Raw genomic sequence first — 21,628 nt, 5'->3', positions numbered from 1 at the left:
ATTTAACGGGAAAATTAACGGGAAAACCTCCCGTTAAAATTACCGCATGAGTCCCTTGGTTCCGATTAGCCGGAAAAACTCCCTCTATTTCGCGACCCAGACTCAGAAACAAATAAATTCAGGCCAATTAGCAGGAGTTTTTCCAGGTAAATCGTTTTTGCAACTGCGGAGGCCCCAAATTAACGGGAAGTATTCCCGTTAATAGCATCGATAGCCTTATCGCTGGCCGCTTTCCGCTCCCGCTCGCTCCGCCAGCGACAGGAAGTTGCGCAGCAGCCCCATCCCGAGCTCGCCGCTCTTCTCCGGGTGAAACTGCATGCCGTACACGTTCCCCCGGCCCACAATGGCCGTGACCGGGTGGCCGTAATCCGTTACGGCCAGCAGGTCCTCTTTCCGCTCCGGGAGCACATGGTAGGAGTGGACGAAGTACACGTGTCCCTCCTCCAGGCCCGCCAGGAGCGGATTGTCCGGCTGCAGGAACTCCAGCCGGTTCCAGCCCATGTGCGGCACCTTCAGGCCGCCGCGAACGCCGCCTTCCGCGCCGGCGCCGGCGCCGGCGTTGTCGCCGCCAAAGCGCACCGCCCGGCCCGGCAGCAGCCCCAGGCCCTCGTTGCGCCCATGCTCTTCGCTCTCGCCGAAGAGCAGCTGCATGCCGAGGCAGATGCCGAGCAGCGGCTTTCCGCCGGCGGCCGCCTGCCGCACCACGCCGTCCAGGCCCGAGGCGCGCAGGTGCTCCATGGCGTCGCCGAAGGCGCCGACGCCCGGCAGCAGCACGCCGTCCGCGCCGAGGATGGCGTCCGCGTCGCCCGTAACGAGCCCCTTGTAACCGAGGCGCTCGACCGCCTTGCTGACGCTGTGCAGATTGCCCATCCCGTAGTCAACAATGGCGATCGTCACCTACAGCACTCCCTTCGTCGACGGCACGCCCGTCACGCGGGGATCCAAGCTCGTCGCCTCGTCGATCGCCCGCCCGAGCGCCTTGAACACCGCCTCGATCATGTGGTGCGTATTCTGTCCGTAATGGACGATGACGTGCAGCGTAATCCGCGCCTCCAGCGCCAGCTTCCAGAGGAACTCATGGACGAGCTGCACATCGAAGCTGCCGACCCGGTCGGAAGGATACTCGGCGCGGTATTCAAAATGCGGCCGGTTGCTGACATCGATGACCACCTGCGCCAGCGCCTCATCCATCGGAATGAACACGCTGGCATAGCGCTTGATGCCCCGCTTGTCGCCGAGCGCTTCCCGCAGACACTGTCCGAGACAGATGCCGATATCTTCAACCGTGTGGTGATCGTCAATCTCAATGTCTCCGCGCGCCTGCACGGACAGATCAAAATGACCATGCTTCGTGAACAGATCCAGCATATGATTCAAAAACGGCACATCCGTTTCCAATTCGGACTTACCCGTACCGTCTACGGCGAATTGCAGCCGGATATCGGTCTCATTCGTTTTACGGCTGATTCCCGCGCGGCGCTCCCTGGCTTCCTCATGATTCGCACTATTCGCGTTATTAGTTGTCATCGTCTACCCCCGCCTTTCCTTCTTTACGCAGCCGGACTTCAATCGCCCGGGCATGGCCTTCCAGCCCTTCCCGCCGGGCAAGCTCCATGATGGTGGCGCCGTTTTGCAGCAGCGCTTCCTTGCTGTAGTAGATCAGACTCGATTTTTTGATAAAATCGTCCACATCGACCGGCGACGAAAACCGCGCCGTGCCGTTGGTCGGAATAATATGATTCGGTCCGGCAAAATAGTCCCCCACCGGCTCGGAGCTGTACGGCCCGAGGAAGATCGCCCCGGCGTTCTCGATCAAGCCGAGGTAAGCCATCGGGTCCTCCACGATCAGCTCGAAATGCTCCGGGGCGAGCCGGTTGATGACGCCGATCCCCTCTTCGATGGAATCGACGAGAATGACCGCGCCGTAGTCGCGCACGGACGCGGACGCGATGTCCCGCCGCGGCAGCTCCGCCAGCTGGCGCTCCACCTCCGCGCGGCAGGCCTGCGCAAACGCCTCGGACGGCGTCACGAGGATCGCCGACGCCATCTCGTCATGCTCGGCCTGCGACAGCAGGTCCGCCGCGACGTAGGCGGGGTCGGCGCTGTCGTCCGCCAGCACGGCGATTTCGCTCGGCCCGGCGATGCTGTCGATGTCGACGACGCCGTACACCTCGCGCTTCGCCAGCGCGACGAAGATGTTCCCCGGCCCGCAGATTTTATCGACCGGGGCGATCGTGGCCGTGCCGTAGGCCAAAGCCGCGATGGCCTGGGCCCCGCCGACCCGGTAGATCTCGTGCACGCCGGCCTCCGCCGCGGCGACGAGAATGTACGGGTCGATCCCTTCCCGTCCGCCGGTCGCCGGCGGCGTGACCATCACGATCTCCGGCACGCCGGCCACCTGCGCCGGGATGACGTTCATCAGCACCGAGGAAGGATATGCCGCCTTGCCGCCGGGTACATACACGCCGACCCGTTTCAGCGGACGGAGAATCTGCCCGAGCAGGCTACCGTCCGGCTGCAAATCCATCCACGAGTTGCGCTTCTGTCTGGCGTGAAACGCCCGGATATTCGCCGCCGCGGCCCGGATAGCCTCGACGAAGGACGCCTCCACCCGGCTGTAAGCGGCCTGAAGCTCCTCCTGCGTAACGCGCAGCCCGGCTGCCGTAAGGCGCACGCCGTCGAACTTCTCCGTGTAGCCGAGCAAGGCGGCGTCGCCCGCTTTTTTCACGTCCCGTACGATGGTCCGGACCGCTTCGTTCTGCTCTGCCGATCCGTATTCCACCTCACGGCGCAGGTCAAAATCCTGTGCTTTCACTATTTTCATTGCAAAGCCCTCCCCGGCCTTCTAACCTTCAAAACTGATCCTCAAACGTTGTTAGCGGTAATCACTTTTGCCAGCGCATCGCAAACGGCTTGAATTTCCGCGTTTTTCATCCGGTAGCTGACCCGGTTGGCGACCAGCCGGCTCGTAATCTCAAAGATGCTCTCTAACTCCACCAGCCCGTTCTCGCGAAGCGTCTGGCCGGTCTCCACCATATCGACGATCCGGTCGGCCAAGCCGATCAACGGCGCCAGCTCGATGGAACCGTTCAGCTTGATAACCTCAACCTGCTGTCCCCGCTCGCGGAAATACTGTGAAGCCACGTTCGGGTACTTGGTGGCCACCCGCTGATGAATCCCCGGCTTCCAGTCCGGCAGCGCGATGACCGACATCCGGCAGCGGGCGATTCCGAGATCCAGCAGCTCGTATACGTCCCGGTTCTCCTCCATCAACACGTCCTTGCCGACGATGCCGATATCCGCCACGCCGTACTCCACGTAAGTCGGCACATCCACCGGTTTCGCCAAAATAAACTCCATGCCGATCTCCGGCAGCGGAATTACGAGTTTGCGAGACTCGTCCACATCGGCCGGAATCCGAATTCCGGCTTCACGGAACAGAGCTGACGCTTTCTTATAGATACGCCCCTTGGGCATCGCCACTTTAATAATTTCGCTCATCTTCTTGACCTAAGTCCCCCTCCGGCTGCAACGGAGCCGATCGCCCGTTTGGGCCCGCTTCCGAGTGAGCGAGCCTCTTCTCATTAACGGGAAAAACTCCCGTTAATTCCGGCTAAAATCCCCCGCGCACCATATTTAGCAGGAAAACCTACCGCTAATTTGCCCTTCCGTCGGGATAATAGCCCAGAACGGAAGAATTAGCTGGAGGTTTCCCGTTATTGTTACGCCACGCCTACTCAAAGACAAAATAACAGGAGGTCCTCCCGTTATTTCAACCGAACCAACCGCAGCATAGCAAGCTACAGGCTAGAAACTCGTATACGTGCGAATCTCCCCGTAAGCCGGTCCGAGCGGCCCGCTCTGGATCTCCTTGGCGTCCGCATCGCCGAGCAGGTCGGCCGAACCTTCCACGCGGCGCAGGATCCCGCCGCGCCCCTCGCCCCGCAGCTGCTCCGCTTCGGCGAACGCCCGCTTCCGGTTCGCTGCGTCGTACTGCAGCAGCACCGGCAGTTCGCGATCGGCCTCGATTCCGTCGACGCCGTCGAGGATCCGGTTCGTCTTGAGCGCGAAGCCGGTCGCCGGGGCGGGACGCCCAAACTGCCGCAGCAGATTGTCGTAGCGTCCGCCGCTGCAGACGGGGAAGCCGAGCTCCGCGGCGTACCCCTCAAACGTCATCCCGGTGTAGTATGAAAAGTCGCCGATCATCGTCAGATCGATCATGACATGCTGCGCTACACCGTAATCCTCCAGCGCGTCCCATACCGCGCTGAGATGCTGCACCGCGTCCCGGGCCTGCGCGTTGCCGCTGAGCTCGAGCGCCTGCCGGCAAATCTCCTTGCCGCCGCGCAGGCGGAGAATGCCCTCGAGCTCCTCGCGCTGCCGCTTCGATAAAGACAAGCCGGCCAGCGTTTCCCGATAGCCGACATAGTCCCGGTGCAGCAACCCCTCTTTCAGAGTCTCCCGGTCCTCCTCCCGGCCCGGAATCGCCTCCTCCAGGAGTCCGTTCAGGAAGCCGACATGGCCCAGCGCAATCTTGAACGATTTCACGCCGGCCGCTTTGAGGGAAGCCACGGCCAAAGCGACTACTTCGGCATCCGCTTCGGGCGAATCGTCCCCCACCAGCTCTACGCCGGTCTGAAAGAATTCGGCTTCCCTGCCCGCCTCCTCCTCAATCGCCCGAAACACATTGGCGTGATAGGACAGGCGGAGCGGCAGCGGCTCCTCTTTCAGCATGGAGGCGACAACCCGGGCGATCGGGGCGGTCATATCCGAACGGAGGACCATGGTCGTCCCCCGGTTATTAAGCAGCTTGAACAGCTTCCGGTCGGAGGTGGAACTGGCCACGCCCACAGTATCGTAATATTCCATGGTCGGCGTCATGATTTGGCGATACCCCCACCCGGCCATACAATCCAGTACGCTCCGCTCAATCGCCCGCAGCTTCTCGGCCGCAAAGGGCAAATAATCGCGGACACCGGCCGGTTTTTCAAAGCCTTTCGGTTTCGACAAAACGCTCACCTCATTTATGCATGCTCAATCTTTTAACTTTAATATATTAAAGTGCTACCATACTACCAAACTAAAGATTATGCCATATCGTAACATATTTATTCTCGAAACGTCAACGCTCTCCCGAAGACTTCATTTCTTTATTTTTCCTTCCTTTATTTTACCCTTGAATTAGAAGATTTACATGCCCCTGTCTGTAGTCCCGCGACGGATTCCTCTTCATCAATTTTTCATTTTGCAAAAGTGGTAAAAGGTCTTAAAAAAATGAAGAATTTTGTCGATGATATCCCTAATTATATTTTTACTATAGAGGAGTGCTCGCGAGCGATGACAAAACTACACAACAAGCGCACCACCGAAAGTCAGACGAAACCGGCTAACAAAGTCGTTTTTTTCTCCATCAAAAATAAACTGATTGCGGCTTTCGCGTTCCTCCTTATCGTCCCTACCATTCTGCTCTCCACCGTTTCCTACAATACCGCCAAACAGAATGTAGACCAGCAGATGGTACAGACCGCCGAAGAGAATGTCCGGCTCCTGGACGCGCTGCTTAATGAGTATTTTGACTCAAAAAAGAAAGAAATCGAGGTGTTGTCCCAGAATGTGGACTTCACCAGCATTATTCAGCAAGGCACCCAGTCCAACCTGGGAACAAGCGAGAGTGTGCGAAAGCAGTTGCAGTTGACAAGAAAGGCTGACACCGACACGGAGATGGTGTTCGTCGGAACGAATCAAGGTCTATATATGGACTCTGCCGATGTCACCAAAATAGCAGCGGACTATAAGCCGACCGAACGGGGCTGGTACAAGCAGGCTGTAGCGGAGAAAGGAAAGGTTATCGTCACTTCCCCTTATGCTTCCGCTGTAACGGGCAATCAGGTCGTCACGCTGGCCAAATCCAGCCAGGACGGGCAAGGCGTGGTGGCCATGTCGGTGGCCATCGAGAAGCTGTCTTTGGTGACGAAGAGCGTAAAAATCGGTACGGAAGGCTACGTCTTCTTGCTTGATCAGGATAAGAAGTTCGTCTACCATCCCACGAGCGAAATCGGTTCTTCCGCCGAGAGCATCCCCGTGATTGCCAACATTTATAAAGAAAAGAGCGGAAGGCTTGATTATACGGGCGGCAATGAGGCCAAGAAGATGATTTTTACCACCAATGCGTCCACCGGCTGGAAAATCGCGGGTACCCTGTTTCAGTCCGAGGTTGCGGCGCAGGCGGCTCCGATTCTTAAATCAACGGTCGTTGTCCTTGTTGTCTCCATCATTGTGGGCGCTTTGTTCGTTTTCTTAATTATCTTTTCTATCCTGAGACCTCTCAGTCAAATCAACCGGGCTTCCCTGGCGATCAGCGAAGGGGATCTGACGCAGGATATTCATATCAAACGGAACGATGAGCTGGGGATTCTGGGGCGTAATTTTAATACCATGGCGGCTTCTCTGCGCTCTTTGCTCTATAAGGTTAACAATAATTCCATGCAGCTTGCGGCTTCCGCGGAAGAGCTCACCGCCAGCTCCGATCAAATTACGGCCTCCGGCAAGCAGGTGGCGGAGAACGCGCAAATGGTTTCGATCGGTACCGGCCAGCAGGTGACCGAAATCAGCGGTACCCGCGATGATATTAACCGGATGGCCGCTCAAATGCAGGCGATCTCCGGCAGCACGCATGACGTCGTCCAATCCGTGGAACATACGCAGCAGACGGCCGAAGAAGGCAATAACAGTGTGCAATCCGTGGTTGATCAAATGAAAGCCATCGGTGAAACCGTGAAGAAGCTGTCGCAGGAAGTATCCGGTCTGGGAGAACGCTCCAAAGAAATCGACAGCTTCACCCAAGTGATTACGGAGATTGCCAACCAGACGCATCTGCTGGCCTTGAACGCGTCCATTGAAGCGGCGCGAGCGGGTGAACAGGGCAAAGGATTTGCCGTGGTCGCCTCCGAAATCAAGAAGCTCGCGGACCAATCCGGCAGCTCCGCCAGCCATATCACCGAATCGGTAGCCGCGATTCAGCGGGATACCCAGGTGACGGCCGCCAGCATGGAGCAGGTGATCCATGAGGTGTTAAGGGGCGTGCAGATGGCGGATTCTGCGGGGGTCGCATTCGGACATATTCTCGATTCCATCACCGAAGTGACCCGCGAAATCGAACAGGTCTCCAAAGCATCCGAAGCGATGGTCGCCGGTTCGGTGAAAGTGATTAAATCCATGGAGGCTGTAGCCATGATCTCCGAGGATACCGCGGCAAGCATCGAACAAGTGGCCGCCAGCACGGAAGAACAATTGGCTTCTATGCAAGAGATCAGCGCCTCTTCGGCTCTCTTAAGCAAAATGGCGGAAGAGCTGCAGGAAACCGTAAGCAAATTTAAAGTGTAACAGCAAGCCAATTATAGAATCGTCCAGCTCCGCTGAAGTCTTAAATAACAAGGGGTGCCGATAAAGCCGTTCATCCGGCTCTATCGGCACCCCTTTAAATTATGCCTACATGTTTACATTCACGGATGCGGAAGTTGCGCTGTCCTGGATCGGCGATTCCCTTCTCTTCTTTAATGCCCCCGGGACACTGCCCAAAAACAACGCGGCGAAAGGCAGCTTTTTAAAGCAGAGATGCACGAAGACCCAGGAGAGAAGCAGCGTACAGGCCGAACCAGCCAGAATAAAAAAGAAGTAAGCGACCGCGATTTGGTCCCCCGCGAGCCGGTTGCGGAACATGCGATAAACCAGCAGGACCACCGGGTGAAACAGATAAATGGCGAAAGACAGTTCGCCCAGCCGGGTCAAAGCTTTGACCCAGAATTTGCTGCCTTTGCGGTGCACCAGGAATGCCGCCTTCATCAGAACCAGTGCCGAAAGCAACAGGTGCACGTTCCAGACGAATTCGAACGTTGTCGTTCCGGCCACGTATGCCTGGGTCCTGAGCGCGTAGTACAGCTGCACATCAATAAATGAGAGGATCAGCCAACTGCCCCAAAGCAAGACGGTGCCGGCTTTTTGCCGGGAGGTTGCCCGTTTCCAATCCGTCGTTAGCCAGGCTTTGATCGGTTCGAAATAGATCGCCACCACAGCACCGAGCATGTAGAACGACATATAGGAGGGCGCATAGCTTCCCTTGTTCGGCAGCTCAAGATAGTATTTATTCCAGAAGAAGAAGACCCACTGAACCGCCAAGCCCGCCGGAAAAATCCAAAATGCCGCCCATTTCTTATTCCGCATCCATTGCACCAAACCCAACAATAACGGGAACAAGATATAGAATTGGATGCTGATAAAAATAAAGTATAAGTGCGTATAGGCCGTCCCCGTCAGCAGCTTTACGCCCAGAGATTGCAGCAGCTGCGCAAAGGACTGGTTCAAGAAATCCTTTTGAATCCAAACCACCACGAGAAAATAACAGAAGGATACGAGAATATAGGGTAGGATGATATAGGTCAACCGTTTTTTATAAAAGCGTCCGATCAAGCTCCGGTTAACCGGCTTTTCATAATAGTTGTAGAAGAGAACGAAGCTGCTCAAAAAGATAAATGAGCTGGTACCGATTCTGAAAAAGATATTCATCCAGTTATAAAAATAAAAACCCGGCGCCCCCAATGCCTGCCACCCGGCAGCATAGGAAGTCGCGTGGACCTGGATGACGCTAAAAATCGCAAAGGCCCGAAAGATATCGAGCTGAGGCAGCCTTTCCTTCGCTTGCAGTTGCACATGATCAACTCCAGTCTGCATAGGTTTCCTGATATGACCTTTTCCGCTTCGCGCCAAACGCACGAATAGACATAAGTGAATATCATTAAGTTACCCTTTCAAGCTGAATTGAACCTGAAAATAGCTTCGCTTCGGCATTTTTGCCAAATTGCTCGCTATTATCATACCTTTAAAATCCAATTAAGGGAACGTATATAAATAAAACCGTTCTGATCGAACGAGCGTCTTTATAGTCAGGGAAGAAAAAATTACCGGCCGGTAATTCCCCGACGATCCATATTCATCAATATTTATTAGGAAGGAGCCCGCAGGCATGGAAGAACGAGAATGGGCCGCTGCCGCATGCCAGGGCGATGAGACAGCCTTTTACCATCTGGTATCCTCACAGAAAAGAAAGCTTTACGGCATCGCGTTCAGCTACTTGCGGAACGAATCCGATGCCTTGGACGCCGTTCAGGAGACGGTCTGCAAGGCTTGGGTGAAATGCAGGCAGCTCAAGGAACCGGATGCCTTTATCCCTTGGTTAATCCGCATTCTGATCCACGTTTGCATCGATGAACAGAAGCGGAGAAAACGCACCCTGTCGCTGACGGCATTGACGCAGCCTGGCTCGGGAGAAATGGTCAGCGTTCATAAGCTGGACCTGGAGATTGCCCTGGAGCGGTTAAAGCCGAAATACAGACATGTGCTGACTTTAAAATATTATCAAGATATGACCCTAACGGAGATTGCGCGGATTCTCGACCGACCGGAAGGAACCGTGAAGACCTGGCTGCACCAGGGACTGAAGCAGCTCCGGGGGCAAATGACTTGGGGCGGTGAGGTGTATTATGGCTGAGCATCAAAAAGAGGAATGGGAATTACCGCGTATGTTGGAGGATATCCGCCAAGCCGAAGCCCGGATTAGCGATCAAAACCTGGAATTGGCCATCCGCCAGGGCTTGGAACTGGGCAAAGTAAGAAGACGTAAAATTGGCCTTCGCCGGCGCATCACCCTCACTGCGGGAGCGCTGGCCTGCAGTTTGGCGGTTTTGTTCGCGTGGCAGCTCTGGCCACCAGCGGATTCGAGCCCTGGCACGGTCATGGGGAGTTCGCCAGCAGTTTCCTCCATTCCGAAGCATGTGCTGTCGATGATGCACGACGCGATGAAAAAGGCCGCCGAACAAGGCCTGTATCAGCCCATTAACAAGGCCACCGAACAAGACGGTTACCGTCTAACGGTCGATGGCGTGCTGGCAGACAAACGAACGATGATTGTTTTCGTTACCTCCGAGATTTTAAGCAATACCGTGACGGTTCAGAGCATACAAGGCAACTTTTTTAGTTCAAATAATGAACTGACGGAAAAACATGGTCTCTCATCGTTTGGCTCTAATTTAAGCTTACAGGATCAAAATATACAGAAAAAATCCTACTACTACACCTTACAGTTTAAAGATACCCCGGGTCAAATGATGTTTTCGGAGGAAGTGGAGTTAGACATCGACTCCTCCACCAAAAAATTAGAATTTAGAGTACCTATAAACATAGACAAAACCAAGTTCTCCAGCTTGGAAAAATCAGTACCTGTCCATCAATTCGCGCAAATCGGAGAACATAAGCTGGAGCTGACCCGAGCCGTTCTGAATCCTCTTAGCACCACATTGGAGTTTAAAGCAACCTCGAAAACACAAAACGAAGGTCTAAAAAATCTAAGGGATGCCAAGCTCTATCTGGGCGAGACCAGAAAGGACCAGTTCCAACCCTTTTTAATTTCTCGAGATACAATGATCGAGCTCATTAACGAAGTACCATCGTTATCAGCCATCCGTTTCGACAGTCTTTACTACACCGATTGGACCGAGTTTTCTCTCCGGGCCAAGGGGGCTAGCCAGATATCCGTATATGAGAAGGGAAAAGTTGCCATAAATACTGAGGAAAAAAAAGTAATCACACCCAACTCCCCGCTGCGGCTGCAGAAGGTCAGTTATACAAAAGATACCATCGAGGTGGTCATGGAGTATTTGTCAGATCGACTGAACCCCGAATCGTCCATCCACTTAGATACGATTTTTAGTGATCGGGACGGCAAAACTTATTCTATAGAAGGGGGCATTTTCTCGGATCCAAGCGCCCTACTTAGCCTAAAATCACAAGTATACCCTCAACCCTTAACCTTTTCATATAGGGCCGATACGGAAAAAAACATCGAACAACCCATAGAATTCCGAATCAAGCTCAAATGATACGCAAAAGGGGTTGTCTCCGCTTATGGGTAGTTCACCTACCGGGGAGACAGCCCCTTCTTTTACTTCTGAACCTTTACGCCCTTTACTCCTCGTCAAACGCCCGAATGGCTGCTGGCAATGCCTGAATAACTGCGTTTCCTACCGCAGGGAGTCCCACCAACACAGCGCTGATAATTTCTTCTCGCGTTGCCCCCAATGACTTAGCATGCTTTACATGAAAAGGAATGCCGCTTTCCAAACGCGATGCCGCAAGCACGGCAATGTAGGCCAGTTCCTCGGTTTTGGAGTCAAGCTTACCGACCTGGCCCAACTGCTGTGCCGTTTCCGTCCAAATCCGCTGATGCTCTGGGGCCTCCTTGATAAAAGTGTGAAATGCGCTGCTGACCGATGTCATCTCGCTCATTCTTGATACATCTCCTTTAAGAATGGAATAACTGCTTTATTCCAATTCCCCACTCTTATCTCGACTTCCTTCCGGATTCTTCCTTTCAATCACGCGCAGGGGATTGCCTCCCACAAACGTGCCGGGGGCCACATCTTTGTGGACCACCGAGCCTGCAGCTACCACCGCTCCGTCCCCGATCGTGACACCGGGCAAGATCGTCGTATTCGCTCCGATGAGTACCTCATCACCGATCCGCACCTCGCCCAGCCGATATTCCTTGATCAAGTACTCATGCGCGAGAATGGTCGTGTTGTACCCGATGACCGAGTTTCGACCGATCGTGATCAGCTCCGGAAAGAAGACATCCACCATCACCATCAGACCGAAGGCGGTATGTTCCCCCACTCTCATGCCGAGAATACGGCGGTAGATCCAGTTTTTCCAGGAAAGGATCGGACAATATCGGCTAAGCTGGATAAAAATAAAGTTTTTAACGCCCTTCCACGGGCTCACTGTCCGGTACAACTGCCACAACGCATTCGGCCCTTCCACCGGATACCGCGTGACCTTCCTCACTTGTTCACAGGCTCCCATCCCAATACGCCATACAAGTCGGTCATATCCTCGAGGATATAATCGGGGTTATATTTCTGGAGCACATCCACGCCCTTCAAAGACCAGGCGACTCCGGCGGCTTTCACGCCTGCCGCTTTTGCCGCCTGAATATCGGCGGCGCTGTCGCCCACCATCAGCGTCTTGTCCGGATCGGCGCCCAGGTTGCTTAGCGCGGTCAATACCGGCTCCGGATGCGGCTTGGGATGCGTCACGTCCTGAACGGTGACGATGGTGGACATATACTCTTTTAACGCGAAGTAGTCCAGGGCCCGGATGGTGGTCGGCTTAATTTTCGTCGTCACGATCCCCATGGTGATACCGCGCTCATGCAGCTGGGCGATCACTTCTTTGACCCGGGGGAACTCCCGAATCAGCGTGTCATGATGCAGGTTGTTATAAGTACGGTAGTCCGCCACCAGCTCAGTGACCTCCTCCCTGCCGGAGAAGGTCTGCATTTGCTGTTCCAGCGTTAGTCCCATATGGGGAATGATCTGTTCCCTCGAATACTTCTGCTGGGGAAAATGCTGCCCCAATACGTGCAGAAACGTATTTATAATCAGATCGTTTGTGTCGATGATCGTTCCGTCAAGATCGAATAATATGGTGTTTATCATGCAGCGGTTTCTCCTTTATCTACTCCTTGGGGGCCTGGGGCTTCTCCGATTCGCTCGAGTCGTGCTCCTCCTTCAAGTTCAACCCTTGCGCGTTTGACGCCGAATTCGCAGCCGGCTGCAAATTCTCTACCTCGCTGCTGCGTGTCGATACGATCGGATCACTATACCGCGGGAGGTTCTTAACCGTTCTGCGGCGTACAGTAATCAACACGATCGCGGCAACGATAATCAAAAGCGCCAGCAACTGCGAAATTCTCACGTTTCCATAGGTCGGGGCGAGATATCCTTGCTCAAAGCCGAGCCAGGTCATCGGCGCCCACAATCCGTTGACAAAAGAAGCAAGCCAGGACGCTCCCTGGAACGCCAGGCTGTCCGTTCTAAGCGCTTCGATAAAAAAGCGGCCAATGGAATACCAGATAAAGTAGGAAAAGAACAATTCTCCCGCCCGCAAAAACTTTTGTCTCCGCAGCACGAAGAGAAGGAGCAGGCCAACCAGGTTCCACAGCGATTCATACAAAAAGGTCGGATGATGGAACGTCCCCGCCACATTCATCTGGTTCACGATAAACGAAGGGAGATGCAGATGATCCCTTAAAAAAGCTTCCGTCGTCGGCCCGCCATAGGCCTCCTGATTGACGAAGTTGCCCCACCGGCCGATCATTTGACCGATAATGAGCCCAGGCGCACAGATATCGGCGATCCGCCAAAAGTTATACCCGCGCCGGCGAACGAAGATTACCGCACAGATGATCGCGCCGATTAAAGCGCCATAAATGGCGATACCGCCGTTCCAGATCTTAAAAATATCCAGCAGATTATTTTTATATTCGTCCCACTTAAACGCTACAAAGTAAATTCTTGCACCGATAATGGCCGAAGGGACCCCCAGCAGCAGCAGATCCATAAAAAACTCCTGCGGAATGTTGAAGCGTTTCCCTTCCCAAATGGCAAGCAGCAGTCCCATCAGGGCACCGGCTCCCAGAATCAAGCCATACCAACGCACGTCCAATCCACCGATCGAAAAAGCAATCGGGTTTAATAACAAGGTGCCCATCATTCACGCTCCTAATCCAAATCGTCCATATCTTCCGCGATCGTCTCCGTCAGCTTTGTCGTAAACTGAAGCGCGGCGTTGTAACCCATCCGTTTCAAGCGGAAGTTCATGGCGGCGACCTCAATAATAACGGCCAGATTCCGACCCGGGCGGACAGGGATCGTCACCAGCGGAACGTCGGTATCGATAATCCGCGTAGTCTCTTCATCAAGGCCCAACCGGTCGTATTGCTTCTCTTGCTGCCAGGCCTCAAGGCGCACGACAAGGGTAATTCTCTTGTTGTTTCGAATCGCCCCGGCCCCGAACAGCGTCATGACGTTGATGATCCCGACACCGCGGATTTCCAGGAGATGGCGGATCAGTTCCGGCGCTGTCCCGTGGAGCTGGTTATCCGACGTTTGGCGGATTTCCACCGCATCGTCGGCAATGAGCCGGTGGCCGCGTTTCACGAGTTCCAGCGCCGTCTCACTCTTCCCGATGCCGCTGCTGCCGGTAATCAGCATGCCGACCCCGTACACATCCACGAGCACTCCATGGATCGTCGCCGTCGGCGCCAGTTTCCGCTCCAGGAAACTGGTAATCCGGCTGGACAGAATCGTGGTTGCCATGCTGCTGCGCAGTACGGGAATATTCTTCTCCGAGCTGATGTCGATCAACTCCTGGGGAACCTCCCAGGATCTTGTGACGATAATGCACGGCGTCTCTTCACTGCTGCAAAGGCGCTCCATCCGGTCCTTCCGCTCCGCAAGCGGAAGCATTTCATAGAACGCCAGCTCGGTCTTCCCCAGAATCTGTACCCGTTCCGGCGGATGATACTCGAAATAACCGGCCATCTCCAAACCCGGACGATACAGATCGTCAACCGTAATGGCCCGTTTCAGACCCTGTTCTCCGGAAACTACCTCCAGCCCGAATTGGTTGACCAATTCGGATACTTTTACTTTTTTCGCCATGCTGCTCTTCCTTTCCCAAACGGCCTTACGGGTCCATAGCTAACCAACTGAAAAGCCAGCTCTATTCCGAAATCGGCCTGCAATAATATGTAAAGAAAAACCGCAACCTTTTACATCTCGTTGTCATTGTATTCATCGTAAAGGAAATTCCTCCGTAAATCAATCACGGGGCCGCACCTCCATAAAAAAACCGCCCCAAAAAAGGGCGGTTTGCTCAGTTCGCAGCTTATCGATTAGGAAAAGAATACGTTCAATTCGGATTCCTTATCGAAGATATGGATTTTGTTCATATCGATCGCCAATTTCACGTTGTCGCCTTCACGCGTGTTGGAACGACCGTCCACACGAGCGATCAACGGAGAGGTGCTGTTCAAGTACAACAGCATTTCGTGACCGAGGTTCTCAGTAACGTCTACCGTTGCGTTGAAGACCGTATTCGGGGAACCTTCCAAGAAGATTGGTTCTTCGTGGATGTCTTCCGGACGAACGCCCATGATGACTTCCTTACCGTTCACATAGCCTTTTTCTTTCAGAGTTACGGCTTTCCCTTGCGGTACTTCCACCTTCATGTTGTCGGCTTGGAAGTATACGGCACCGTTTTGCTCAACGATCTTACCGTTGATGAAGTTCATGGTTGGGGATCCGATGAATCCGGCAACGAAAATATTTTGCGGTTGGTTGTACAGTTCTTCCGGAGAAGCTGCTTGTTGAATGATACCGTCTTGCATAACGACGATACGGTCACCCATCGTCATGGCCTCGGTTTGGTCATGCGTTACGTAGATACAAGTCGTTTCAAGACGCTTAACCAGCTTCGTGATTTCCGCGCGCATTTGACCGCGCAGCTTGGCATCCAAGTTCGAGAGCGGTTCGTCCATGAGGAAGACTTGAGGATCGCGGACAATCGCGCGGCCCAAGGCAACCCGTTGACGCTGACCACCGGAGAGAGCTTTCGGTTTGCGATCAAGCAGATGTTCGATATCGAGAATCTTCGCAGCTTCACGAACGCGTTGATCGATTTCTTCCTTTTTCACCTTGCGCAATTTCAGACCGAACGCCATGTTTTGGTATACGTTCATGTGCGGGTACAAAGCGTAGGATTGGAATACCATCGCGATATCGCGGTCTTTCGGAGCTACATCGTTCACGACGCGGTCGCCGATATACAATTTACCTTCGGAGATCTCTTCCAGACCTGCGATCATCCGGAGTGTTGTAGATTTACCGCAACCGGAAGGACCTACCAATACGAGGAACTCCTTATCGGCGATATCCAGGTTAACGTCAATTACGGTTGCTTTGTCAGCACCCGGGTATTTTTTGTAGATGTGTTCTAAGCGTACGCCTGCCATATTTTTAGCCTCCTAAATAAATGATAATTAAAGGGATATGCAAAAATGTAATCGGATTCAATTCATGCTTCTATCTTACCTTCCTGGGCAAGAAAGCGCTATACACAAACTGCACAAAAATCCTAAGCCCTTTTTGTCAATTTGTACAATAACAACCCCAGCTTGACCAAAACCGCATCCTGAAAGCTTCGGACATCCAGCCCGGTCTCCTGTTTAAATTTATCGATCCGGTACAACAGCGTATTGCGGTGGATGTATAACCGTTTCGCCGTTTCACTCACATTGCAATCCAATTGAAAAAAAGTCTGCAGCGTCTTTCTCGTCTCTTCATCTTTTAATAGTTCCGACTGCCGTCCGATTTCCTCCACAAATTGCACACGCTGGTTGTCAGGGATGCTATAAATCAACCGCTCCAGGCGAAGCTTCCAGGGAAAATAAATATGCTCCGTGACATAAAACACCCTGCCGAGTTGAAGGGTTTCGCGCAAAGACACCGCTACCGCAGCCATATGCCTGTCTCCGGTAAACGGATCGCCCGCCGCCAATTGAAGGCCTCCGCCAACCCACTCATTGGTGATCAGTTCGTACAGCCCCTGACATAATGCATCCAACATGTCCCGTTCCGCTTCCTGGGTTGGCTCGCTTTCCTCGCGAAAATCCTGGAGAATGGCTTCATTGACCAGGATCAGCCAATCCTCTTTAATTGGGAGCAATACGATCTCCCCGCCAAAATAACTGCGCAGCAATTTATTCAGTTTAGCAAACTGGATACCGTCACCCGAGCTATGCTCAACGCTTAGCAAAAAAGGAAGCATCGTCCCTTGCAGATGCGTTTTCAAGCTCATATGATCCGGTACCGGGCATTCCAACTCCCCGCGATCGATTTGATCTTGAAGCCAATCTCCCATCTCCACACTGCGGGCTTCGTCTTCCCGTCTGGACGGCCCTGATGGCTTCGACTCCTGTCCATTATGGGCATACGTCAGCAATAGCTCGATCAGCTGTATTTCCCGCTCCGAAAGCTCTGCGATCTCCACTTCAAATACTTGAACTGTGGATAAACCCGAACTCCACCGCCCGAGCCATTTCCCATTATTCCGAATTACGCCGGAATGAGGTTGGCCTGAGGCCACCGTCATTTCGTTCCATGCCTGAAGCTCCATTTCCGTCAGTTGCAGCGGAGCCCCAAGGATCTGCTCAATCTGTTGTTTCAGCAAGTTCATATTCGTCATGGAGTGCCTTTCCTATCCTAATTTGAAGATTCAAAATCATTGTATCATATCATGGCGAAATTTTAACTTTCACCGCATTTGTAATGGCGATCACAAACTTCAATATGGGGCGGTCTTATGCTGGGATCTGACGAAAGGAAAGGAGATGTTTGCAACCATGAAGGTACCAGGCAATAAAGCGCAAAACGGATTCCTCAAGGGCATTTTGATCGCTACTTTAATCATCAGCTTTACCATATTAATTACCGGGGGATATTGGATTTTTAAGACGCAAGCCCCTACACCGCTAAAGATGGTAGACAGTCAAGGTCAAACCTTAACGACTCAAGACCAAATCGCAGGCGGGCAGGCCGTTTTCCAAAAGTACGGGCTCATGGATTACGCCACCGTGCTGGGCCACGGCTCCTATCTGGGCCCTGATTATACCGCCGAGGCATTAAAAATCGTCACCGATGCGATGCACAATCATTATGCTCAAACCGAGTACGGGCAATCTTACGATGAACTTAGCAAAGACCGGCAAACCGTTATTTTTGAAAAAGTGAAAGAAGAAGTGAAGCAAAACCGTTACGAGAAAGGAACCGAAGTACTGACCCTTACGGACGGACAGGTTGAAGGCTTAAAGCAGGTTCGCGCGCATTACGAGAAGGTGTTTACGGAAGGGGACGGGCTAGGCATCGCTCCGAATCTGATTCAGGATAGCAGTATGCCCGCGGAAGATCGCGCCTATATCGGCTCGGGAAATATGCGGCAGCAAATCGCCGATTTCTTCTTTTGGACCGCATGGCTTTCGGCAGCCCAAAGACCGGGGGATACGATCACTTACACCAACAACTGGCCTTACTTTGAAGATGCGGGCAACACGATGTCCTACTCCGCTGTTCTATGGAGCGGCGTCAGTGTCACCTTGCTGATCCTTGCCATCGGTTTTATTTTGTTCATCTATAACCGCTACAAATTGCATATGCACGAAGCATATACACCCGATAAGTTTCCAACCTTTAATCTATATAACATGCCGGTGACCTCAAGCCAGGTCAAAACAGGGAAGTTCTTCCTTATAGTTACTCTGTTATTCCTGATCCAATCCGGCTTTGGCGGGCTACTCGCCCATTATTATTCCGAACCTAACCAATTTTACGGTATGGACTGGATCGCCAGCTTATTCCCGTTCAATATCGCCAAGTCCTATCATCTGCAGCTCGTTATTTTGTGGGTTGCTACAGCTTGGCTGGGGATGGGGATTTATGTAGCTCCTCTCGTCGGCGGGAAAGAACCGAAACGTCAAGGTCTGTTGGTGGATATTCTGTTCTGGGCATTAGTTGTTCTGACAGCCGGCAGTACAATTGGCGAATGGTTAGGTGTAAAAGGGCATCTGGGAAACCTGTGGTTCTGGCTCGGACACCAAGGCTGGGAGTACCTGGAGTTAGGCCGCTTCTGGCAGATCTTACTCGTCATTGGGATGACGATCTGGCTGTATATCGTATTCCGCGCGATTCGCTCTGCACTCCGGAAAGAAACGGATAAAGGCGGGCTAACTCATCTGTTGTTTTACTCTGCCATAGCGGTTCCCTTCTTTTATATTTTTGCTTTCTTTTTCAATCCAACTACTTCGTTTACGTATGCAGACTTTTGGAGATGGTGGATTATCCACCTCTGGGTGGAAGGCATATTTGAGGTATTTGCCGTAGTCGTTATTGGCTTCCTGATGGTACGAATGAATCTGGTTACGAAGCAATCCACGATTCGCTCCTTGCTGTTCCAGTTTATTTTGCTTATGGGCGGCGGGGTACTAGGAATAGGACATCACTATTATTACAATGGGTCTTCTGAAATCTGGATCGCCCTGGGTGCCGTATTCTCCGCCTTGGAGGTCATTCCGCTGACCTTGCTGATCCTGGAAGCTTACGACCAATATAAAGTGATGAAAGATGGAGGAACGGCCTTCCCCTATACCTCCTCCTTCCGTTTCCTGGTCTCTACAGCAGTCTGGAACTTGATCGGGGCAGGCGTGCTTGGCTTCCTGATCAATCTGCCGGCTGTCAGCTATTTTGAGCACGGTTCTACCTTAACGACCGCACATGCTCACGGCTCGATGATGGGGGTCTACGGAATGTTCGCCATCGCCGTCCTACTCTACACGTTACGCAATATCGTTGAGCCGGATAAATGGAATGATAAGCTGCTGCGCCTGTCGTGTTGGGGACTTAATATCGGCTTAACCGGAATGATTGTAATCACATTGTTGCCCATTGGGTTCATGCAATTAAAGCATGCTTTTGACTTCGGTTTCTGGTCGGCGCGCCACTTCTCTTTCTATCAGCAGGGAGACGTAAATCTGCTCCTTTGGCTGCGGATGATTCCGGATACGGTCTTCATCGTTCTAGGGATTTTGCCGCTGCTATACGCGGTCATTCGCTCCATGTTTCACTTGCGCAAACCGAATGTGGCAGAAGAGCAAATATTCGACTAATGATTCTACCCAAACCGGTTCCTGGCTTTGTGATCAGGTTGGACCCGGTTTGGGTATTTTCTTTGCCAATATGTAATACACCATGTGATGCCTCACACAAAGCCGTGTTTTCTCTACCCCCTATAATAATCTTAAAGTTAACTTATTTAAATTTAAATAGGGAGGATTCCAAGATGGAGCTTTCCGTAGATGACCTGCGGTGCATCACCCTGCTTCATGACCTGGATAATGAAGAGATGACCCGGTTTCGCAACATGGCCATTCCGCGCATGATCTCACGTAAACAAGCGGTTTTTCACGAAGGTGAACAGGTCGAAGCCATTTATTTTATATTGCATGGACTCATTAAAGCTTATAAAACGGATGAGAAAGGGAACGAGCAGATCATTTCCTTGTTAAAAGCCGGAGATATGTTTCCCTACACGGGGCAATTTGATTCCGACTTGTATCCGACCACGTGTATGGCCCTGGTGGATACAAAGCTTCTGGCCGTGCCGATTCGCTCCTTCGAGCTTATGCTGGCGAGTACCCCCAGTATCGCCTTTAAAATGATGTCCGCCATGGGAAGTAAAATCCGTGAGCTGATGGATAAGCTTCAAGGATTTACCCACCGCAGTGTAGAGGATCGGGGCATTTCCCTGTTAATTAAACTGGCCGAGGAATATGGGATTGAACGGGATGGAGGAATCTATGTGGGAGTCCCCATGACTCACCAGGAAATTGCCAGCATTATCGGCCTAGCCCGGGAATCGGTCACTCGCCTGCTGAACAGCCTTCGCAAGGAAGGCATGGTGATTGTAAGCCGCAAAGGCTTTTACGTAAAAAACCTGCTGGCCTTAAAGGAACGCGTATGCGTCAAAGAAAACTGTGATCATTGCCGGCAACTAAAGCTTTACAACCGTTAAAACACCACCAAGATATTGCCCCGAAAAACAGCGGGAAATCAATACAAAAAAAGATCGCCAATCAAATGATTGACGATCTTTCGACATGAGCCATGAAGGACTCGAACCTTCGACACCCTGATTAAAAGTCAGGTGCTCTACCAACTGAGCTAATGGCTCAAAAACTGGTGGAGGCTGATGGATTCGAACCACCGAACTCGTAAGAGAACAGATTTACAGTCTGCTGCGTTTGGCCACTTCGCTAAGCCTCCAGGTTTAAAAGGTGGCTCGGGACGGAATCGAACCGCCGACACGAGGATTTTCAGTCCTCTGCTCTACCGACTGAGCTACCGAGCCATATGAAATTGGCAAAAAAATAAAGTGGTTAAGTTAGTAACTTTCCCACTTCGCTGTGGAAATATAGTTGTAATAAATGGCGGAGCCGACGGGATTCGAACCCGCGGTCTCCTGCGTGACAGGCAGGCATGTTAGGCCTCTACACCACGGCTCCGCATTGGTGAAAGTGGTGCCGGCGAGAGGACTTGAACCCCCAACCTACTGATTACAAGTCAGTTGCTCTACCAATTGAGCTACACCGGCATATCAAGTTGTAAATCTATAATGGTGGAGGCTGAGGGGATCGAACCCCCGACCCTCTGCTTGTAAGGCAGATGCTCTCCCAGCTGAGCTAAGCCTCCGAAAATATGGTAGCGGCGGAGGGGATCGAACCCCCGACCTCACGGGTATGAACCGTACGCTCTAGCCAGCTGAGCTACGCCGCCATATCAGATTTTACAAATGGCGGAGAGAGAGGGATTCGAACCCTCGCACCGCTTACGCAGTCTAACCCCTTAGCAGAGGGTCCCCTTATAGCCACTTGGGTATCTCTCCAAAGCCATAATTCAAGGTTAATCCTTGAAAACTGGATACGAAACGTGCTTTGCGTTTTAGTCTCCTCAAGTGCTCAGATCGGCTTGCTCAGCCTGACGCCACTTTTTGGAGTTATTTTTGGATAAGCCCTCGACCGATTAGTACCTGTCAGCTCCATGCATTGCTGCACTTCCACCCCAGGCCTATCAACCTCGTCGTCTTCAAGGGGTCTTACTAATTGGGAAATCTCATCTTGAGGGGG

18 protein-coding genes, 8 tRNA genes and 1 rRNA gene are annotated in these 21,628 nt (G+C 52.6%); 5 read left to right on the top strand and 22 right to left on the bottom strand.

Annotation, left to right across the window (positions count from 1 at the left end):
* Positions 1–216: 216 nt before the first annotated feature.
* The 5 genes from hisH to V4U84_RS20745 form a co-directional block, all read right to left on the bottom strand.
* Complete coding sequence (gene hisH, locus V4U84_RS20765) at positions 217–897, bottom strand: imidazole glycerol phosphate synthase subunit HisH (RefSeq protein WP_334074001.1); 681 nt, start codon at positions 895–897, stop codon at positions 217–219.
* On the bottom strand, positions 898–1,527 hold the full coding sequence (hisB, locus tag V4U84_RS20760; protein WP_334074000.1) for an imidazoleglycerol-phosphate dehydratase HisB: 630 nt from the start codon (positions 1,525–1,527) through the stop codon (positions 898–900).
* Entirely contained in the window at positions 1,517–2,824 is a 1,308-nt protein-coding gene (gene hisD / locus V4U84_RS20755) for a histidinol dehydrogenase (protein ID WP_334073999.1), read from the bottom strand. The genes hisB and hisD overlap by 11 nt, the downstream gene beginning before the upstream one ends.
* Before the next feature lie 41 nt (positions 2,825–2,865).
* Positions 2,866–3,501: an ATP phosphoribosyltransferase gene (hisG, locus tag V4U84_RS20750; RefSeq protein ID WP_334073998.1), complete on the bottom strand. Its 636-nt coding sequence runs from the start codon at positions 3,499–3,501 to the stop codon at positions 2,866–2,868.
* Between the two features lie 306 nt (positions 3,502–3,807).
* Positions 3,808–5,010, bottom strand: coding sequence for an ATP phosphoribosyltransferase regulatory subunit (locus tag V4U84_RS20745; protein ID WP_334073997.1), 1,203 nt, complete (start codon positions 5,008–5,010; stop codon positions 3,808–3,810).
* Positions 5,011–5,337: 327 nt separating this feature from the next.
* Between V4U84_RS20745 and V4U84_RS20740 the strand changes: the two genes are divergently transcribed.
* The gene (locus V4U84_RS20740; RefSeq protein ID WP_334073996.1) at positions 5,338–7,383 is read left to right on the top strand and encodes a methyl-accepting chemotaxis protein; all 2,046 of its coding nucleotides are present in this window, start codon (positions 5,338–5,340) and stop codon (positions 7,381–7,383) included.
* A 105-nt stretch (positions 7,384–7,488) separates the two neighbouring features.
* On the opposite strand, the gene V4U84_RS20735 is transcribed toward V4U84_RS20740, so the two are convergent.
* Positions 7,489–8,706, bottom strand: coding sequence for an acyltransferase (locus V4U84_RS20735; RefSeq protein WP_334077886.1), 1,218 nt, complete (start codon positions 8,704–8,706; stop codon positions 7,489–7,491).
* A 313-nt stretch (positions 8,707–9,019) separates the two neighbouring features.
* Between V4U84_RS20735 and V4U84_RS20730 the strand changes: the two genes are divergently transcribed.
* Positions 9,020–9,544 carry a sigma-70 family RNA polymerase sigma factor gene (locus tag V4U84_RS20730; RefSeq protein ID WP_334073994.1) on the top strand — a complete coding sequence of 175 codons (525 nt, stop codon included), beginning with the start codon at positions 9,020–9,022 and terminating at the stop codon, positions 9,542–9,544.
* Entirely contained in the window at positions 9,537–10,931 is a 1,395-nt protein-coding gene (locus tag V4U84_RS20725) for a DUF4179 domain-containing protein (RefSeq protein ID WP_334073993.1), read from the top strand. The genes V4U84_RS20730 and V4U84_RS20725 overlap by 8 nt, the downstream gene beginning before the upstream one ends.
* Positions 10,932–11,016: 85 nt before the next feature.
* Here the strand turns inward: V4U84_RS20725 and V4U84_RS20720 are convergent, their stop codons facing one another.
* The 7 genes from V4U84_RS20720 to V4U84_RS20690 all read right to left on the bottom strand — a co-directional run bounded on the left by V4U84_RS20720 (position 11,017) and on the right by V4U84_RS20690 (position 17,139).
* Complete coding sequence (locus V4U84_RS20720; protein ID WP_334073992.1) at positions 11,017–11,337, bottom strand: carboxymuconolactone decarboxylase family protein; 321 nt, start codon at positions 11,335–11,337, stop codon at positions 11,017–11,019.
* Between the two features lie 36 nt (positions 11,338–11,373).
* On the bottom strand, positions 11,374–11,895 hold the full coding sequence (locus tag V4U84_RS20715; RefSeq protein WP_334073991.1) for an acyltransferase: 522 nt from the start codon (positions 11,893–11,895) through the stop codon (positions 11,374–11,376).
* Positions 11,892–12,548, bottom strand: a complete 657-nt coding sequence (gene ppaX, locus V4U84_RS20710; RefSeq protein ID WP_334073990.1) for a pyrophosphatase PpaX — start codon at positions 12,546–12,548, stop codon at positions 11,892–11,894. The genes V4U84_RS20715 and ppaX overlap by 4 nt, the downstream gene beginning before the upstream one ends.
* Positions 12,549–12,567: 19 nt before the next feature.
* Entirely contained in the window at positions 12,568–13,602 is a 1,035-nt protein-coding gene (gene lgt, locus V4U84_RS20705) for a prolipoprotein diacylglyceryl transferase (RefSeq protein ID WP_334074352.1), read from the bottom strand.
* A gap of 11 nt (positions 13,603–13,613) precedes the next feature.
* A complete protein-coding gene (gene hprK / locus V4U84_RS20700; RefSeq protein ID WP_334073989.1) occupies positions 13,614–14,555 on the bottom strand; it encodes an HPr(Ser) kinase/phosphatase in 942 nt (313 codons plus the stop codon).
* 233 nt (positions 14,556–14,788) lie between these two features.
* On the bottom strand, positions 14,789–15,907 hold the full coding sequence (locus V4U84_RS20695; RefSeq protein ID WP_334073988.1) for an ABC transporter ATP-binding protein: 1,119 nt from the start codon (positions 15,905–15,907) through the stop codon (positions 14,789–14,791).
* 122 nt (positions 15,908–16,029) lie between these two features.
* Positions 16,030–17,139, bottom strand: coding sequence for a PucR family transcriptional regulator (locus V4U84_RS20690; RefSeq protein ID WP_334077885.1), 1,110 nt, complete (start codon positions 17,137–17,139; stop codon positions 16,030–16,032).
* A gap of 157 nt (positions 17,140–17,296) precedes the next feature.
* Between V4U84_RS20690 and V4U84_RS20685 the strand changes: the two genes are divergently transcribed.
* Both V4U84_RS20685 and V4U84_RS20680 read left to right on the top strand, forming a co-directional pair.
* The gene (locus V4U84_RS20685) at positions 17,297–19,612 is read left to right on the top strand and encodes a nitric-oxide reductase large subunit (protein ID WP_334077884.1); all 2,316 of its coding nucleotides are present in this window, start codon (positions 17,297–17,299) and stop codon (positions 19,610–19,612) included.
* Positions 19,613–19,785: 173 nt separating this feature from the next.
* Positions 19,786–20,517, top strand: coding sequence for a Crp/Fnr family transcriptional regulator (locus tag V4U84_RS20680; RefSeq protein ID WP_334073985.1), 732 nt, complete (start codon positions 19,786–19,788; stop codon positions 20,515–20,517).
* An 86-nt stretch (positions 20,518–20,603) separates the two neighbouring features.
* Here V4U84_RS20680 and V4U84_RS20675 read toward each other — a convergent pair.
* The 9 genes from V4U84_RS20675 to V4U84_RS20635 form a co-directional block, all read right to left on the bottom strand.
* A tRNA-Lys gene (locus tag V4U84_RS20675) sits at positions 20,604–20,676 on the bottom strand.
* Between the two features lie 6 nt (positions 20,677–20,682).
* A tRNA-Tyr gene (locus V4U84_RS20670) sits at positions 20,683–20,768 on the bottom strand.
* 12 nt (positions 20,769–20,780) lie between these two features.
* Positions 20,781–20,853 (bottom strand) — tRNA-Phe (locus V4U84_RS20665).
* Positions 20,854–20,930: 77 nt separating this feature from the next.
* Positions 20,931–21,007 (bottom strand) — tRNA-Asp (locus V4U84_RS20660).
* A 13-nt stretch (positions 21,008–21,020) separates the two neighbouring features.
* Positions 21,021–21,096: transfer RNA gene (locus tag V4U84_RS20655), tRNA-Thr, on the bottom strand.
* Between the two features lie 22 nt (positions 21,097–21,118).
* Positions 21,119–21,194, bottom strand: a tRNA-Val gene (locus tag V4U84_RS20650).
* Between the two features lie 7 nt (positions 21,195–21,201).
* A tRNA-Met gene (locus tag V4U84_RS20645) sits at positions 21,202–21,278 on the bottom strand.
* A 17-nt stretch (positions 21,279–21,295) separates the two neighbouring features.
* A tRNA-Ser gene (locus tag V4U84_RS20640) sits at positions 21,296–21,387 on the bottom strand.
* Positions 21,388–21,504: 117 nt separating this feature from the next.
* A 23S ribosomal RNA gene (locus V4U84_RS20635) occupies positions 21,505–21,628 on the bottom strand; the annotation flags it as partial.

This window comes from Paenibacillus sanfengchensis (assembly GCF_036864765.1).
Lineage (GTDB): Bacteria > Bacillota > Bacilli > Paenibacillales > Paenibacillaceae > Fontibacillus > Fontibacillus sanfengchensis.
The sequence above is the reverse complement of the archived record's forward strand: the minus strand, read 5'-3'. Positions and strand labels throughout refer to the sequence as shown.

What these genes read in the sequence shown, in the direction of transcription:
- lgt (WP_334074352.1), bottom strand. Translation starts at nt 13,602, where the DNA reads ATGGGCACCTTGTTATTAAACCCGATTGCTTTTTCGATCGGTGGATTG.
- V4U84_RS20730 (WP_334073994.1), top strand. Translation starts at nt 9,020, where the DNA reads ATGGAAGAACGAGAATGGGCCGCTGCCGCATGCCAGGGCGATGAGACA.
- V4U84_RS20720 (WP_334073992.1), bottom strand. Translation starts at nt 11,337, where the DNA reads ATGAGCGAGATGACATCGGTCAGCAGCGCATTTCACACTTTTATCAAG.
- V4U84_RS20690 (WP_334077885.1), bottom strand. Translation starts at nt 17,139, where the DNA reads ATGACGAATATGAACTTGCTGAAACAACAGATTGAGCAGATCCTTGGG.
- V4U84_RS20725 (WP_334073993.1), top strand. Translation starts at nt 9,537, where the DNA reads ATGGCTGAGCATCAAAAAGAGGAATGGGAATTACCGCGTATGTTGGAG.
- V4U84_RS20695 (WP_334073988.1), bottom strand. Translation starts at nt 15,907, where the DNA reads ATGGCAGGCGTACGCTTAGAACACATCTACAAAAAATACCCGGGTGCT.
- V4U84_RS20685 (WP_334077884.1), top strand. Translation starts at nt 17,297, where the DNA reads ATGAAGGTACCAGGCAATAAAGCGCAAAACGGATTCCTCAAGGGCATT.
- hisD (WP_334073999.1), bottom strand. Translation starts at nt 2,824, where the DNA reads ATGAAAATAGTGAAAGCACAGGATTTTGACCTGCGCCGTGAGGTGGAA.
- V4U84_RS20680 (WP_334073985.1), top strand. Translation starts at nt 19,786, where the DNA reads ATGGAGCTTTCCGTAGATGACCTGCGGTGCATCACCCTGCTTCATGAC.
- ppaX (WP_334073990.1), bottom strand. Translation starts at nt 12,548, where the DNA reads ATGATAAACACCATATTATTCGATCTTGACGGAACGATCATCGACACA.
- hisG (WP_334073998.1), bottom strand. Translation starts at nt 3,501, where the DNA reads ATGAGCGAAATTATTAAAGTGGCGATGCCCAAGGGGCGTATCTATAAG.
- hisB (WP_334074000.1), bottom strand. Translation starts at nt 1,527, where the DNA reads ATGACAACTAATAACGCGAATAGTGCGAATCATGAGGAAGCCAGGGAG.
- V4U84_RS20740 (WP_334073996.1), top strand. Translation starts at nt 5,338, where the DNA reads ATGACAAAACTACACAACAAGCGCACCACCGAAAGTCAGACGAAACCG.
- hprK (WP_334073989.1), bottom strand. Translation starts at nt 14,555, where the DNA reads ATGGCGAAAAAAGTAAAAGTATCCGAATTGGTCAACCAATTCGGGCTG.